Origin of the sequence: Streptomyces sp. RK9 (assembly GCF_045070545.1) — a bacterium.
Lineage (GTDB): Bacteria > Actinomycetota > Actinomycetes > Streptomycetales > Streptomycetaceae > Streptomyces > Streptomyces alboflavus.
Window position 1 is genome coordinate 1,324,122 of sequence record NZ_CP173704.1, and the last position, 13,028, is coordinate 1,337,149.

At 71.4% G+C, this 13,028-nt stretch carries 15 protein-coding genes; 10 read left to right on the forward strand and 5 right to left on the reverse strand.

Features of this window, described 5'->3' with window-relative positions:
• Positions 1-154: 154 nt before the first annotated feature.
• The 3 genes from AB6L24_RS26095 to AB6L24_RS26105 all read left to right on the forward strand — a co-directional run bounded on the left by AB6L24_RS26095 (position 155) and on the right by AB6L24_RS26105 (position 4,092).
• On the forward strand, positions 155-910 hold the full coding sequence (locus AB6L24_RS26095; RefSeq protein WP_405659038.1) for a GntR family transcriptional regulator: 756 nt from the start codon (positions 155-157) through the stop codon (positions 908-910).
• Positions 907-3,354: a dolichyl-phosphate beta-glucosyltransferase gene (locus AB6L24_RS26100; protein ID WP_405659041.1), complete on the forward strand. Its 2,448-nt coding sequence runs from the start codon at positions 907-909 to the stop codon at positions 3,352-3,354. The genes AB6L24_RS26095 and AB6L24_RS26100 overlap by 4 nt, the downstream gene beginning before the upstream one ends.
• An 87-nt stretch (positions 3,355-3,441) precedes the next feature.
• The gene (locus AB6L24_RS26105; RefSeq protein WP_380842556.1) at positions 3,442-4,092 is read left to right on the forward strand and encodes a hypothetical protein; all 651 of its coding nucleotides are present in this window, start codon (positions 3,442-3,444) and stop codon (positions 4,090-4,092) included.
• A 121-nt stretch (positions 4,093-4,213) separates the two neighbouring features.
• Here the strand turns inward: AB6L24_RS26105 and AB6L24_RS26110 are convergent, their stop codons facing one another.
• A complete protein-coding gene (locus AB6L24_RS26110) occupies positions 4,214-4,957 on the reverse strand; it encodes an SLATT domain-containing protein (RefSeq protein ID WP_405663336.1) in 744 nt (247 codons plus the stop codon).
• Positions 4,958-5,244: 287 nt separating this feature from the next.
• Here AB6L24_RS26110 and AB6L24_RS26115 point away from each other — a divergent pair, with 287 nt between their 5' ends.
• The 3 genes from AB6L24_RS26115 (at position 5,245) to AB6L24_RS26125 (ending at position 7,004) form a co-directional block, all read left to right on the forward strand.
• Positions 5,245-5,586 carry a YbaB/EbfC family nucleoid-associated protein gene (locus AB6L24_RS26115; protein ID WP_405659044.1) on the forward strand — a complete coding sequence of 114 codons (342 nt, stop codon included), beginning with the start codon at positions 5,245-5,247 and terminating at the stop codon, positions 5,584-5,586.
• Positions 5,587-5,752: 166 nt separating this feature from the next.
• Complete coding sequence (gene recR / locus AB6L24_RS26120; RefSeq protein WP_016638709.1) at positions 5,753-6,352, forward strand: recombination mediator RecR; 600 nt, start codon at positions 5,753-5,755, stop codon at positions 6,350-6,352.
• Positions 6,345-7,004: a DUF5063 domain-containing protein gene (locus AB6L24_RS26125; RefSeq protein ID WP_380842553.1), complete on the forward strand. Its 660-nt coding sequence runs from the start codon at positions 6,345-6,347 to the stop codon at positions 7,002-7,004. Before recR ends, AB6L24_RS26125 begins: the two co-directional genes overlap by 8 nt.
• Before the next feature lie 24 nt (positions 7,005-7,028).
• Here the strand turns inward: AB6L24_RS26125 and AB6L24_RS26130 are convergent, their stop codons facing one another.
• From AB6L24_RS26130 to AB6L24_RS26140, 3 genes are all read right to left on the reverse strand, one after another.
• Positions 7,029-7,601, reverse strand: a complete 573-nt coding sequence (locus AB6L24_RS26130) for a dihydrofolate reductase family protein (protein WP_405659047.1) — start codon at positions 7,599-7,601, stop codon at positions 7,029-7,031.
• A gap of 114 nt (positions 7,602-7,715) precedes the next feature.
• Entirely contained in the window at positions 7,716-8,825 is a 1,110-nt protein-coding gene (locus AB6L24_RS26135) for an endonuclease/exonuclease/phosphatase family protein (RefSeq protein WP_405659050.1), read from the reverse strand.
• Positions 8,822-9,472, reverse strand: coding sequence for a M15 family metallopeptidase (locus AB6L24_RS26140; protein ID WP_405659053.1), 651 nt, complete (start codon positions 9,470-9,472; stop codon positions 8,822-8,824). Before AB6L24_RS26140 ends, AB6L24_RS26135 begins: the two co-directional genes overlap by 4 nt.
• Before the next feature lie 87 nt (positions 9,473-9,559).
• Between AB6L24_RS26140 and AB6L24_RS26145 the strand changes: the two genes are divergently transcribed.
• The gene (locus AB6L24_RS26145) at positions 9,560-10,255 is read left to right on the forward strand and encodes a response regulator transcription factor (RefSeq protein ID WP_405659056.1); all 696 of its coding nucleotides are present in this window, start codon (positions 9,560-9,562) and stop codon (positions 10,253-10,255) included.
• Positions 10,248-11,342, forward strand: coding sequence for a sensor histidine kinase (locus AB6L24_RS26150; RefSeq protein ID WP_405659059.1), 1,095 nt, complete (start codon positions 10,248-10,250; stop codon positions 11,340-11,342). Before AB6L24_RS26145 ends, AB6L24_RS26150 begins: the two co-directional genes overlap by 8 nt.
• Here AB6L24_RS26150 and AB6L24_RS26155 read toward each other — a convergent pair.
• Positions 11,339-11,749: a hypothetical protein gene (locus AB6L24_RS26155; RefSeq protein ID WP_405659061.1), complete on the reverse strand. Its 411-nt coding sequence runs from the start codon at positions 11,747-11,749 to the stop codon at positions 11,339-11,341. The genes AB6L24_RS26150 and AB6L24_RS26155 overlap by 4 nt on opposite strands.
• 78 nt (positions 11,750-11,827) lie before the next feature.
• On the opposite strand from AB6L24_RS26155, the gene AB6L24_RS26160 reads away from it, so the two are divergent.
• The gene (locus AB6L24_RS26160) at positions 11,828-12,637 is read left to right on the forward strand and encodes a helix-turn-helix domain-containing protein (RefSeq protein ID WP_405659063.1); all 810 of its coding nucleotides are present in this window, start codon (positions 11,828-11,830) and stop codon (positions 12,635-12,637) included.
• Positions 12,630-12,845 carry a DUF397 domain-containing protein gene (locus tag AB6L24_RS26165; RefSeq protein WP_405659065.1) on the forward strand — a complete coding sequence of 72 codons (216 nt, stop codon included), beginning with the start codon at positions 12,630-12,632 and terminating at the stop codon, positions 12,843-12,845. The genes AB6L24_RS26160 and AB6L24_RS26165 overlap by 8 nt, the downstream gene beginning before the upstream one ends.
• The last annotated feature ends 183 nt before the right edge of the window (positions 12,846-13,028 follow it).

Consider the following 13,028-nt stretch of genomic DNA (forward strand, 5'->3'; position numbering starts at 1 on the left):
ACCCCACCGCCCCCCTGTGACGTGCGGTGACGTCGGTCACGGGGCAGGGGAACTTCGACCACGTAGTCTGACGTGCTCGTAAGTGACCGGAACTTACCCACGTCCGTTCGAGGACGCCCACGTCAGAGAAATGCGTAGGGGGAGGCCCACCACCATGCCCGGACCCGACGGCCCGGCCGTCATCCGCAGCACCCTGCGCCAGCAGATCGCCGACGCCCTGCGCGACGAGATCCTCGCGGGCCGCCTCGTGCCGGGCCAGGAGTTCACGGTGAAGGAGATAGCCGACCAGTACGGCGTCTCCGCGACCCCGGTCCGCGAGGCCCTGGTGAACCTCTCGGCGCAGGGCCTCCTGGACTCCGTGCAGCACCGCGGCTTCCGCGTGCACGAGCACACCCTGGCCGACTACCGGGGCATGCTCCAGGCCAGAGGCCTCATCGCGGACGCCATCTTCCGCGAGGTCGCGACGACGGCGGCCCACCAGGCCGTACCGGCGGCGAGCTTCGTGTCCGTGAAGCGCCGCGGCGAGGAGGCGGCCCGCGCCGCGGCGGCCGGCGACCTCACCGTCCTGATCGGCTACGACCTGCGCTTCTGGCGCGAACTGAGCGCCCTGTTCGGCAACGCCTACCTCTCGGACTTCCTGCACCGCCTGCGCGTCCAGTCCTGGGTGTGCGCGGTCCCGCACCTGCGCCGCGAGGCGGAGCGCGGCGGCGACCTGCGCGGCCGCCTCTGGTCCCGCCACCTGGACCTGGTGGAGGCCCTGACCTGCCGCGACGCCGTCCTCGCGCACGCGATCGTGGCGGAGTACAACGTCCACTCGCTGGAGCTGGTGGAGGGTCTGGCCGCGAGCGGCGGCCAGGAGGCCCGTCCGGGCGAGGGCCCGGGCCCGCACTCCCCGCAGGCCCCCGCATGAGCGTCGACCTCACCATCGTCATCCCCGCCTACAACGAGGAACGCCGCCTCGCCCCCACCCTGGACGCGATCCGCGCCTACCTGGACGGACCGGCCGCCGACACGGGCCGCCCGCAGTGGGAGCTGATCGTCGTCGACGACGGCTCCACGGACCGCACGGCGGAGATCGCCGCCGAGGCCGCCGCCGCGGACCCGAGAATTCAGTTGCTTCGCGGCGGCCGCAACCGCGGCAAGGGCCACGCCCTGCGCCAGGGCGTCCTCGCCTCGTATGGCCGTCGTGTCCTCGTCACGGACGCCGACCTGGCCGCGCCCATCGAGGAGCTTGAGGCCCTGGAGAAGGCGCTCGCCGACGGGCACGCGGCGGCGGTCGGCTCGCGCGCGCGGCCGGGCGCGACGATCGACGTCCACCAGCACCGGCTGCGCGAGCTGCTCGGCCGGGGAGGCAACTTCCTGATACGCGCGGTCGCCGTCCCCGGGATCCGCGACACCCAGTGCGGGTTCAAGCTCTTCGACGGCGACCGTGCCCGCGCGGCCTTCGCCGCGTCCCGCCTCAGCGGCTGGGGCATCGACGTGGAGATCCTGCACCACTTCAGGAGGGAGGGCTGGCCGGTCGCCGAGGTTCCGGTGCGCTGGTCGCACCAGGAGGGATCGAAGGTCAGGCCCGGTGACTACGTCCGGGTGCTCGCCGAGGTCTCCGCCCTCAGGATCCGCTCCGTGCGCCGCGCCGACCTCCTGGTCGCCGCCCTCTTCGTCGCCTTCACGACGGTCCTGTACTCGTCCCGCTGGATATCGCCGGACCACCGCTACCTCCCGCACTCCCTCCAGGACCAGAACCAGTGGGAGTGGTTCTTCGAGGTCACGGCCCACAACCTGCGGCATCTGCAGAACCCCCTGTTCACCGATCTCCAGGGGTATCCCGACGGCGTGAACCTCATGGCCAACACGGTCATGCTCGGGCTCTCCGTCCCGCTCGCGCCCGTCACCTGGCTCTTCGGCCCGGCCGTCAGCCTCAATCTGGCGATGACCCTCGGCCTCGCCGCGACGGCCTTCGCCTGGTACTGGCTGATCGTCCGCCGTCTCGTGCGCCACCGGGGCGCCGCCGTCCTCGGCGCGGCCCTCGCCGCCTTCGCGCCCCCGATGATCAGCCACGCGCACGCGCACCCGAACTTCATCGTCCTTTTCATGATCCCGTTGATCGTCGACCGCGCGCTGCGGCTCTGCGAGGGCACGCGGGTCGTGCGGGACGGGGTCGTCCTCGGGCTCTTCGCGACGTACCAGATCTTCCTCGGCGAGGAGCCGCTGCTGCTCGCCGCGATGGGCATGCTGCTGTTCACGGTGGCGTACGCGGTGGTGCGCCGCGATGTGGCGCGCGCGGCCTGGCGTCCGCTGGCGCGCGGCATCGGCATCGGGCTCGCCGTCTGCCTGCCCCTGGTGGCCTTCCCTCTCTGGTGGCAGTTCTTCGGGCCGCAGAGCTACAAGAGCGTCCTGCACGGCGACAACGCGGGCAACAGCCCGCTGGCCCTGCTGTCCTTCGCCGAGCGCTCCCTCGCGGGCGACGCCGACACCGCGGCCTCGCTGTCCATGAACCCCACCGAGCAGAACGCCTTCTACGGCTGGCCGCTCGTCGCCCTCGCCCTGCTGATCGTGGTGTGGCTGTGGCGTGAGGCGGTGGTGAAGGCGCTCGCCTTCACGGCGGTCGCGGCGGCGTTCCTGTCCCTCGGCCCGAAGTTCCGCATCCCGCTGACCGACGTCGTCCTCTCGGGGCCGTGGGCGCTGCTCTCCGACAAGCCGCTGTTCGAGTCGGTCATCGAGTCACGGGTGGCGATGGTGTGCGCGCCCGCGCTGGGGATGCTGGTGGCGCTCGCGGTGGGGCGGCTCGTGGCGCGTGGCGCCGAGGGCCGCCCGATGTGGGGACGGCCGCTCCGGTACGCCGGACTCGCCGCCGTCGCCCTCGCCCTCCTCCCCCTCCTCCCGCTGCCCCTGAGGGCCGTCGACCGCACCGAGGTCCCCGCGTTCATCGCCGACGGCACCTGGAAGCGGTACGTCGACACGGCGTCCGGCGAGACCCTCGTACCGGTGCCGCTGCCCGACCCCGCCTACGCCGAGGCCCTGCACTGGCAGACCACCGCCGACCTGGGATTCCGGCTGCCCGGCGGCTACTTCAACGGACCCTGGGGCCCCGACCGCGTCGGCATCTACGGCGCCTCGCCCCGCAACACCTCCAACCTCCTGCGGGACGTGCGCAATTCGGGTCAGGCCGTGCGGATCACCGACGCCTGGCGGGAGGCCGCCCGCGTCGACCTGCGGTACTGGAAGGCGGGCCTCCTCGTCCTCGCGCCGCAGCCCGGCGCCGCGGCGCTGCGCACGACGGTCGACGACCTTCTTGGGCAGCGCGCAAAGTGGGTAGACGGGGTGTGGATCTGGGACGTGCACGGGGGAGGCTGAGCAGGCCCCGGTGCCACTACGCTGCCGGAACAACACGCACGGTAGCTGTGTACAGAGGAACCCGTTCACCGACCCTAGGAGCATTTCTTGGCCTGCGACTTGTGGCTGGTCCCCCTCGTCGACGTGCTGTGCCACAGCCCCGACAACCCCTTCGCCGAGGAACTCGCCGCGTACGACAAGGCGTTGGGCGACGCGGGCCTTCCGGCGGTGCCCGTGTACGCGTACATGCCGGGGCTCTCCGGCGACGTGGCCCCGGTCGCGGGCTTCGACTACGACGCGCTGCACTTCCTGCGCCGCGCCTACCTCCTGAAGATCTGCGGCCTGGAGGTCACCCCCGTCGACGAACTCGGCGGCGACTACGAACAGCTCCTGGAGATGTTCGACTCCACCGCCCAGCAGTCCCACCTGGTCTGGCACTACGACCACGCGGGCGCGTACGTCCCCGTGGACTTCCCCGCCCCGCTGTCCAACGACGAACTCCTCTCCGGCGGCGGCCCCCTGGGCTCCTCCCAGGCCCTCCTGCGCGAGCTGGAGTTCGTGGCCCCCGCCATCGGCATAGACCCGGCCAACCCCCCGCTCCCCCCGGCCCCGCCCCAGGCCCCCACCACCCTCGAAGAACCCGCCACCCCGCCCCCGCACGACCCGAGCCCCTTCGCCCGCGAACGCCACGTCTGGCTGGGCCTGCACGCGGCGACGACGAGGAGCCTGGCGCAGGGCTCGATGATCATCTACAGCTGAACCGGGCCTGCGACGGTAATTTTCAGCCCCTCCGGCGTTTGAGGAGCGGGGTCTGGGGCGGAGCCCCAGTTTCGGGAAGGGGCGGGCTTGGGGAGCCCCCGGCAGGGCCCCCACCCAGCCCCTACCTGGGTTCCGGCGGCCGCTGCCGAGGCATGTTCGGCCGGGCCCCGGGCGGCAACGGAAACCGCCCGGGCCCACCCGAGCCCTCCCGAGCCGCCCCGGCGCCCCCGCCAGGAACCGCGGCCTGCATCACAAGCGGCGCGGGCCCGGCCCGAAACTCCACCATCCAGTCGGCCGTCTCGGCCCGCACCAGCTCCGTCACGTCCTCCGTGAAGCGCCGCAACACCCCAAGACACCGCTCGGCCGCCTCACTGGCGGTCCCCTCCGTGGGCCCGAGCACCTCCCGCACGCTCTCCGAGGCCCAGTCGAACTGCAGCACCTGCAACCGCCGCTGCACGGCCTGCGCGGTGGCGACATCTCTTATCCACCCGGAGGTGAGCCCGAAGAACCGGTCGCACCCCACACACGCCACCCCGGCGAGCAGCGAAACGAATCCCCAGGTGGCGACCCCGCCCACGCCCCCGGCGAGATCGAGCAGCGGCAGCACCCCCGCCCCCGCGGCCCCGAGCGCGGCGCCGCCCCGCAGCAGCCGCGCCCCGAGCCGCTTGCGCGTACGGTCGCGCAGATACCACGCGGCGGTGTCGAGCGCCCCGCGCTCCACCCACCGGTACAGCTCGTCGAGGCGCTCGGCGGGCTCTCCCCAGTCGCCCTGCGGAAACGATCGCCCCACCAGGTCGCCGGGCGCCGCCCCGGGCGTCCCCGCGCCGGTCCCGTCCCCGTCATGGGGCACCCCCTCAGGCTGCATCTCCGGCTGGTGGCTCACCCGGCACTCCCTCGGCTTCCGCTTGGTGGCGCAACGTAATTGGCTGGTGCCGCTGCGCGGCAACCAGTCCTACCGCCCAATGGGTGGCTATGCGGCAGTTTTCGCGGCTTTTCCGCCTGGAAGGGTCGCTTGATCAGGTATAGGAGCTGGGCGGATCTCACCCGAAAGAGTGGCGGCCGGAGTGCTGGGGCGCGTGCGGCAGTGACCACGTAGGCTCGTGCCAGACGGGAAAATCCCGCCATACGGACCAGAGGAACCAGGAGCTGATCGTGATCCCCGGTGGTGGCCAGCCCAACATGCAGCAGCTGCTCCAGCAGGCCCAGAAGATGCAGCAGGACCTCGCCGCGGCGCAGGAGGAGCTCGCGCGGACCGAGGTCGAGGGCCAGGCGGGCGGCGGCCTCGTCAAGGCGACGGTCAACGGCTCGGGTGAGCTGCGCGGCCTCGTGATCGACCCGAAGGCGGTGGACCCGGACGACACGGAGACCCTCGCGGACCTGGTGGTCGCGGCGGTGCAGGCGGCGAACGAGAACGCCCAGGCGCTGCAGCAGCAGAAGCTGGGCCCCCTCGCCCAGGGTCTGGGCGGCGGCGGCATCCCCGGCCTGCCGTTCTAGGACGTCGCCCGCCGCGTGGCGGGGCCGCGCCCGGGCCGCCGTTGTGGCCCGCGCTTCCCTTCTATGTCGGCCGACGGCCAACTACGGTACGTACAAAAGCTCCCTGAGCCCCGAAGACTGAAGATCCGGCAAGCCGAGGCGGCGGCCGGAGACAGGAAGGCAATCCGTGTACGAAGGCGTGGTCCAGGACCTCATCGACGAACTGGGCAGGCTGCCCGGCGTCGGTCCCAAGAGCGCGCAGCGGATCGCCTTCCACATCCTCCAGGCCGAGCCCACGGACGTCCGCCGGCTCGCGCACGCCCTCCTCGAGGTCAAGGACAAGGTCCGCTTCTGCGCGACCTGCGGGAACGTCGCGCAGGAAGAGCTGTGCAACATCTGCCGCGACCCGCGCCGCGACCCCTCCGTGATCTGTGTCGTGGAGGAGCCGAAGGACGTCGTGGCGATCGAGCGGACCCGTGAGTTCCGTGGCCGGTACCACGTCCTCGGCGGCGCGATCAGCCCGATCGAGGGCGTGGGCCCGGACGACCTGCGGATAAGGGAACTCCTCGCGCGCCTCGCCGACGGCACGGTCACCGAGCTGATCCTGGCCACCGACCCGAACCTGGAGGGCGAGGCCACGGCGACGTACCTCGCGCGCATGATCAAGCCCATGGGCCTGAAAGTGACCCGACTGGCCAGCGGACTGCCGGTCGGGGGAGATCTGGAATACGCGGACGAGGTCACCCTGGGCCGCGCCTTCGAGGGGAGACGACTCCTAGATGTCTGACGCCACGCTGCACGCGATCACCCAGGACCCGGACGACTTCGCCGTCCAGATCTCGGACCAGATCGAGAGCTTCATCGTCGCGGTCACGGAGATCGCCAAGGGCGACGAGCCGGACTCGGCCGTCCCCTTCCTGCTCCTCGAGGTCTCCCAGCTGCTGCTCGCGGGCGGCCGCCTCGGCGCGCACGAGGACATCGTCCCCGACGAGCGGTACGAACCGGACCTCGGCCCGGAGGCGGACGTCGACGACCTCCGCGAGAGCCTGGCCCGGCTGCTCGACCCCATCGACGTCTACTCCGAGGTCTTCGACCCCTACGAGCCCCGCAAGGCCCCCGTGGCCTGCCGGATCTCCGACGACCTCGCCGACGTCCTCACCGACCTCCGCCACGGCCTCGCGCACTACCGCGAGGGCCGCACCACGGAGGCCCTGTGGTGGTGGCAGTTCTCCTACTTCTCCAACTGGGGCTCCACCGCGTCCGCCTGTCTGCGCGCCCTGCAGTCCCTGGTCGCCCACGTCCGGCTCAACCAGCCGCTTGAGGACCTCAACGGCCTGGACACCGACGAGGACCTGATGGAGGACGCCCTCGCCGAGGAGGCGGGCAAGGTCATGGCCGAGGAGATCGCGGGCCCGCTGGGGCTGCGCCCCGCGACCTGAGCCTCGCGGTATGAGCCCCGCGACCTAGCGGACGACGTCGAAGACGTTCTTCTGCAGCCCGTTGGCGTAGGCCTCGTGCTCGACGAGCTTCAGCTTCTGGGTGTCCTTGTCGGTGCTGCTGAAGAGCCGCTTGCCCGCGCCGAGCAGGAGCGGGAAGACGAGCAGGTGGTAGCGGTCGATGAGGCCCGCGTCCGACAGGGCCCGGTTCAGGGTGGCGCTGCCGTGGACGATGATCGGGCCGCCCTCGGTCTCCTTCAGGGCGGCTACGTCGTCGAGGGAGCGCAGGATCGTGGTGTCGCCCCAGTCCGTCACCAGGTCGCTCTCGGCGAGGGTGGTGGAGACGACGTACTTCGGCATCACCTTGTAGTCCGCGAACTCCGCCATGCCGGGCCACACGGGGCTGAACGCCTCGTAGCTGGTCCGGCCGAGCAGCAGCGCGGCGGACTCCCGCTGTTCCCGTTCCTTGATCTCGTACGCCTCGGGCACGAACTCGACGTCCTTGAACGTCCAGCCGGAGTTCCGGTAGCCGGGCTCGCCGCCCGGGGCCTCGACGACACCGTCGAGCGAGATGAAAGCGGTGCTGATCAGAGTGCGCATCGGAGTTCCTCGGTATCTCGGTCCGGAGGGTGCCGGACTTCTCGGAGGGTGCCGGACTCGGTGTCCGGTGCCCGTCATGATTACGACTACTGAGACCGAGCGCCACGGGAAAACTCATCGGTAGTCGATGCCCGCCGCCACCGGCAGGTGGTCGCTGCCGGTGGCGGGCAGCACCCAGGCGCCCCGCGGTTGTACGCCACGGGCCAGGATCTGGTCGATCCGGGCGACCGGGAACCGCGCGGGCCAGGTGAAGCCGAAGCCGTCCCCGGCCTTCTCCTGGACCGAGTCCATCCGCGCGGTGAGCCCGGCGAACGCGCGGTCGTCCAGGGCGCCGTTGAGGTCGCCGAGCAGCACCACCCGCTCGTTCCGCTCGGCCGCGACGGCCTTGGTGAGCGCCCGCGCGCCGCGGTTCCGGTGCTCGGTCGCGAAGCCGTCCCCGGGGACCACCCGCACGGACCCCAGGTGGGCCACGTACACCGCGAGCGGGCCCTGCTTCGTGGCCACCGTGGCGCGCAGCGCCCGGGTGTCCGTCAGCGTGACGTCGGCCGGCTTGGCGTCGCCCAGCGGCCCCACGTCCTGCTCGGTGTCGACCGGCCGGGTGTCCGAGAGCGGCAGCTTGCTCCACAGGCCGACCGTGCCGATGACCACGTGGTGCGGGTACGCCGTCGCCAGGGCCTTCTCGTACCGGGGCTTGGCCTGCGTGCTGATCTCCTCCAGGGCCAGTACGTCCGCGCCGGAGGCGGCCAGGTCGCGGGCGGTGCCTGCCGGGTCGGGGTTGTCGGCGCCGACGTTGTGGCTGACCACGGTGAGGTCGCCGCCCGCGCGGGACTTGTCGTCGAGGAGCCCGCCGAAGAGGTTCAGCCACACCGTGACCGGCAGGAGCAGCGCGCACAGCGCGGCGGCGGAGCGGCGCCAGAGCGCCCCGGCGAGCAGCACGGGGACGAACAGGCCGAACCACGGCAGGAAGGTCTCCACCAGGCTGCCGACGTTCCCGATCCGGTTCGGGATCCACCCGTGCAGGAGCAGGAAGAGGCCGAGGAGGAGGGCGAGTGCGGTGAGGAGCGGGCCGCGCTTCCAGGGGTCCGGCCGGGAACAGGCGAGCTTCGCCCGGTGGAGGGCCGCGCGCCAGGGCGGGGTGGCTGGGCCGGGGCCTGTGTTCGTGCCGGTGCCGGTGCCGGTGTCTGGGGCTGGGGCTGGGGCTGTGTTCGTGATGGTGCTGGTCACTTGCGTGTCCTCGGGTCCTCGGTGGGGTCGGCGTACATGCGCGGACAGCCCTCGTCGGCGGCCTCGGTGCGCAGTTCGTAGTGCCACGGTTCGTTGCGGTAGATCTGGCAGAGCCCGTACGCGGCGCCGTGCTCGGACAGCCACTTCTGGGCGTCGGAGTCCCCGATGTCGACCGCGTCGCCCGCCACGTGCGGGGACGTCTCCGGGGTGGCCACCCAGCGGGCGGCCTCGTCCTTCGAGCCGTACTTGGCGACGGCCTCGCGCAGGAGCTGGTTCTGGTAACCGGGGGAGCGCCAGCCGCTGTTGACGTAGAAGTCGACGTCGGCGTCCGCGGCGTCGCCCGCCGCCTCGCGGAGGGCCTCGCGCAGGTCCGCGTCGAGCTTGGCCACGGCCGGGATCCCGTCGTCGTAGACCGTCACGTGGTCGGGGACGACACCGTCGGCCATGCCGATCGGACCACGGCGCTCACCGTTGGGGGCGTGGTCCGGGGGCGACAGGGCGGACCCGGACGAGGACGAGGACGCGGGCTGTCGCGTCTGGTCGACGAGGGCCGCGGTGGCCAGGGTCACGACCACTAACAGGCCGACGACGAGGAGCCAGGGGATCCGGCGGGGTGCTGTGCGTGCTGAGGGCGAGGTTCGCGTCATACCGCCAGTGAAGGAACCGGGGTGTTGCCGGCGGGTATGCGGTTTTCGATATGCCGACGATATGCGCCCGCTTGTAGCGTCTGTGTCATGCGTGTGCTGATCGTCGAGGACGAGCCCTATCTGGCGGAGGCCATCCGCGACGGCCTGCGCCTGGAGGCGATCGCGGCCGACATCGCGGGCGACGGCGACACCGCCCTGGAGCTCCTGAGCGTCAACGCGTACGACATCGCCGTACTCGACCGTGACGTGCCCGGCCCGTCCGGCGACGAGATCGCCAGGCGCATCGTCGCCTCCGGCAGCGGCATGCCCGTCCTCATGCTCACCGCGGCCGACCGGCTCGACGACAAGGCGTCCGGGTTCGAACTCGGCGCCGACGACTACCTCACGAAACCCTTCGAGCTGAGGGAACTCGCGCTCAGGCTCAGGGCACTCGACCGCAGGCGCGCCCACAGCCGGCCGCCGGTGCAGGAGATCGCGGGCCTGCGCCTCGACCCGTTCCGCCGCGAGGTCTACCGCGACGACCGCTATGTCGCGCTCACCCGCAAGCAGTTCGCGGTCCTCGAAGTCCTCGTCGCCGCCGGAGGCGGTGTCGTCAGCGCCGAGGAGCTGCTTGAGCGGGCGTGGGACGAGAACGCCGACCCGTTCACCAACGCCGTACGCATCACCGTCTCGGCGCTGCGCAAGCGGCTCGGCGAACCCTGGGTCATCGCCACGGTGCCGGGTGTCGGCTACCGCATCGACGCGCAGCCCGGCGCCGGGCATGGGGGCGGCGGCCGTGGATAGGCGGCCCGGCCTGAGCGTCCGCCTCAAGCTCACCCTCAGCTACGCCGGGTTCCTCATGCTCGCGGGGGTGCTGCTGATCGGCGCCGCGGGGTTCTTCCTGCTGAGGCAGGGATGGTTGCGGACCAACGAGGAGGGGGCGTGGAAGCAGACTCCGGGCACGGACATGGTCCGCGGTTTCGCGCCGACGGCCGCCGGGGTCATGGTGTTCCTGCTGGTCTTCGGCCTCCTGGGCGGATGGTTCCTCGCCGGGCGCATGCTCGCCCCGCTGACCCGCATCACGGACGCCACCCGCACGGCCACCGACGGATCGCTCTCCCACCGGATCCGGCTGCCCGGCCGCAAGGACGAGTTCCGCGAACTCGCCGACGCCTTCGACACGATGATGGAACGCCTCGAAGCGCACGTCGGCGAACAGCGGAGGTTCGCCGCCAACGCCTCGCACGAGCTGCGCACCCCGCTCGCCGTCTCCAAGACCCTGCTCGACGTGGCCCGCACCGACCCCGACCACGACCGGGGCGAGATCATCGACCGCCTCCGCACCGTCAACACCCGGGCCATCGACCTCACCGAGGCGCTGCTCCTGCTCAGCCGCGCCGACCAGCGCTCCTTCACCCGGGAGCACATCGACCTGTCCCTGATGGCGGAGGAGGCCACCGAAACCCTCCTCCCCCTCGCGGAGAAGCGCGGCATCACCCTGGAGACCTCCGGCGACATCACCCCCACGACCGGCTCGCAGGCGCTCCTGCTGCAGCTGACCACGAACCTCGTGCACAACGCGATCGTCCACAACCTGCCCGCGCGCGGCACGGTGTGGGTCACCACCGCCCTGCGCCCCAGGACGGTGGCGCTCACCGTCGAGAACACCGGCGAGGAGGTCTCCGCCGAGCTGGCCGCGACCCTCACCGAACCCTTCCAGCGCGGTGCCGAACGCCTGCACACCGCCGACCACGCGGGCCTCGGCCTCGGCCTCGCCATCGTCAAGACCATCACCCACGCCCACGACGGCACCCTGACCCTCGCCCCGCGCCCCGAGGGCGGGCTCCGCGTCACCGTGGAGCTGCCGAGGGGGCCTGGCCCCGGGGCCTAGGCGGACCCGCCTCCCAGCGCCGCCCGCAGCCCCGCCGGGTCCACGAACGGGGCCGTCGGCGTCGGCTCGCTGTACCAGCGCAGCGGCCAGGTATTGCCGTCCAGGGCCGGTACGCCGATGTACGTCACCGTGCGGCAGCCCGCCCCGCCGAACCGCTGGACGCCGAGCGGCCAGGAGTGTGCCCTCGCGGCGCCGGGAGCCACCAGGAAGTACATCCACCGGAAGCCGACGGCCTCGCAGATCACGGGGCCCGCGTCCCCGTCCGCCTCCTCGATCAGGCGCGCCGCCACCAGCTCCCCGCGTACGCCGGGGACGCGCAGCGCGTCGAAGTGCACTCCGGACACCCGGAGTTGGTGGCCCGCCACCGGGACCCAGTCGGGCCAGTGAATCGCGTTGTTCATGGTCACACGGTGCTGCCCGGCGGGCTACGCTCGGTAGTGACTGCGGGGTGACACGCGCACGTGTAGCTGTGGGAGGTGGCCGCTGTGTCGGTCCAGTACAACTCCTCGTCTCCCGGTACGTGGAGGTACGGCGGCAACCAGCTGAAACGCTGGCGCACGAAGGCGAACGTCACCCGCGAGGAGCTGGGCGCCGCGTCCAACTATTCGCCGGACACCATCAAGGCGATGGAACAGGGCGTACGGATGCCGACGGCCCGGGTCCTGGACGTGGCGGACGAGTTGTGCCATGCGGAAGGGTTGCTGAGCGCGGCTAAGGATTACGTGAGGCGGGAGCCGTTTCCGCCGAGGGCGCAGGACTTCATGGTCCACGAGCGCGAGGCGATCAACGTGTGGTGGTACGAGCCGCTGCTGATCCCCGGCCCGTTGCAGACCAAGGCGTACGCCCGCAAGCTCATCGGCAGCCACATCCCGCCCCTCGACGAGGACGTGATCGAGGAGCGAGTCGAGGCAAGGCTGGAGCGCCAGGGAATCCACACCCGCAAGCCGCTAGTCGCGTGCAGCTACGTCGTGTACGAGGCGGCGCTGCGTGGGCCCTACGTGGACTGGGAGCAATTGCAGCACCTCTTGGATGTGGGCGTGCGGCACAACGTGTCGATCCAGGTGCTGCCCTATGGCCGGGCGATGACAGCGGCGCTCCACGGGCAGTTGGTGCTGCTGGAGACCCAGGACCATGAACGGCTCGCGTATACGGAAGCTCCATCAGTCAGCCAACTGACGGCTGAACCAAGGGTGGTGAGCGATCAGACCGAACGCCTTAGCATGATCCGCACGATGGCCCTCGACCCTGGTGACTCGGCGCACTTCATCGAGCGGATGGCGGGAAGCTGTGAGTGATGAGCTGAAGTGGTTCAAGTCGAGCCATAGCGACGGCGAAGGCGGCGCCTGCGTCGAAGTGGCCCTCGGCGGGCCCGACGCCGTCCACATACGCGACTCCAAGCAGGCCCACGGCCAGTACCTGCACGTCGCCGCACCCGCCTGGAAGGCCTTCATCTCCGCATCACGCTCGACACGGAAAAGCTCAAGGCGTGCGCGGACTGACTGAGGGCCGTCCCGCATGTGACGCGGCCCACTTTCCGGAGTGTCCCGGTCCGCAGCGGGCAGAGGACTCCCCGGAGCGGCCGGAGGGCATGGAGCCACCGTGTTGATCAAGGAGTGAGCGGGACATCTCACGATCTGATACTCGCGGGGCGAATTTCGGCCGCTCGTTAGACTGAGCCGACCGCAG

Bases quoted from the DNA above. Each gene is read 5' to 3' on its own strand.
- AB6L24_RS26125 (WP_380842553.1), top strand. From the start codon at position 6,345: ATGTCTGACGCCACGCTGCACGCGATCACCCAGGACCCGGACGACTTC.
- AB6L24_RS26095 (WP_405659038.1), top strand. From the start codon at position 155: ATGCCCGGACCCGACGGCCCGGCCGTCATCCGCAGCACCCTGCGCCAG.
- AB6L24_RS26145 (WP_405659056.1), top strand. From the start codon at position 9,560: ATGCGTGTGCTGATCGTCGAGGACGAGCCCTATCTGGCGGAGGCCATC.
- AB6L24_RS26100 (WP_405659041.1), top strand. From the start codon at position 907: ATGAGCGTCGACCTCACCATCGTCATCCCCGCCTACAACGAGGAACGC.
- AB6L24_RS26130 (WP_405659047.1), bottom strand. From the start codon at position 7,601: ATGCGCACTCTGATCAGCACCGCTTTCATCTCGCTCGACGGTGTCGTC.
- AB6L24_RS26110 (WP_405663336.1), bottom strand. From the start codon at position 4,957: ATGCAGCCTGAGGGGGTGCCCCATGACGGGGACGGGACCGGCGCGGGG.
- AB6L24_RS26140 (WP_405659053.1), bottom strand. From the start codon at position 9,472: ATGACGCGAACCTCGCCCTCAGCACGCACAGCACCCCGCCGGATCCCC.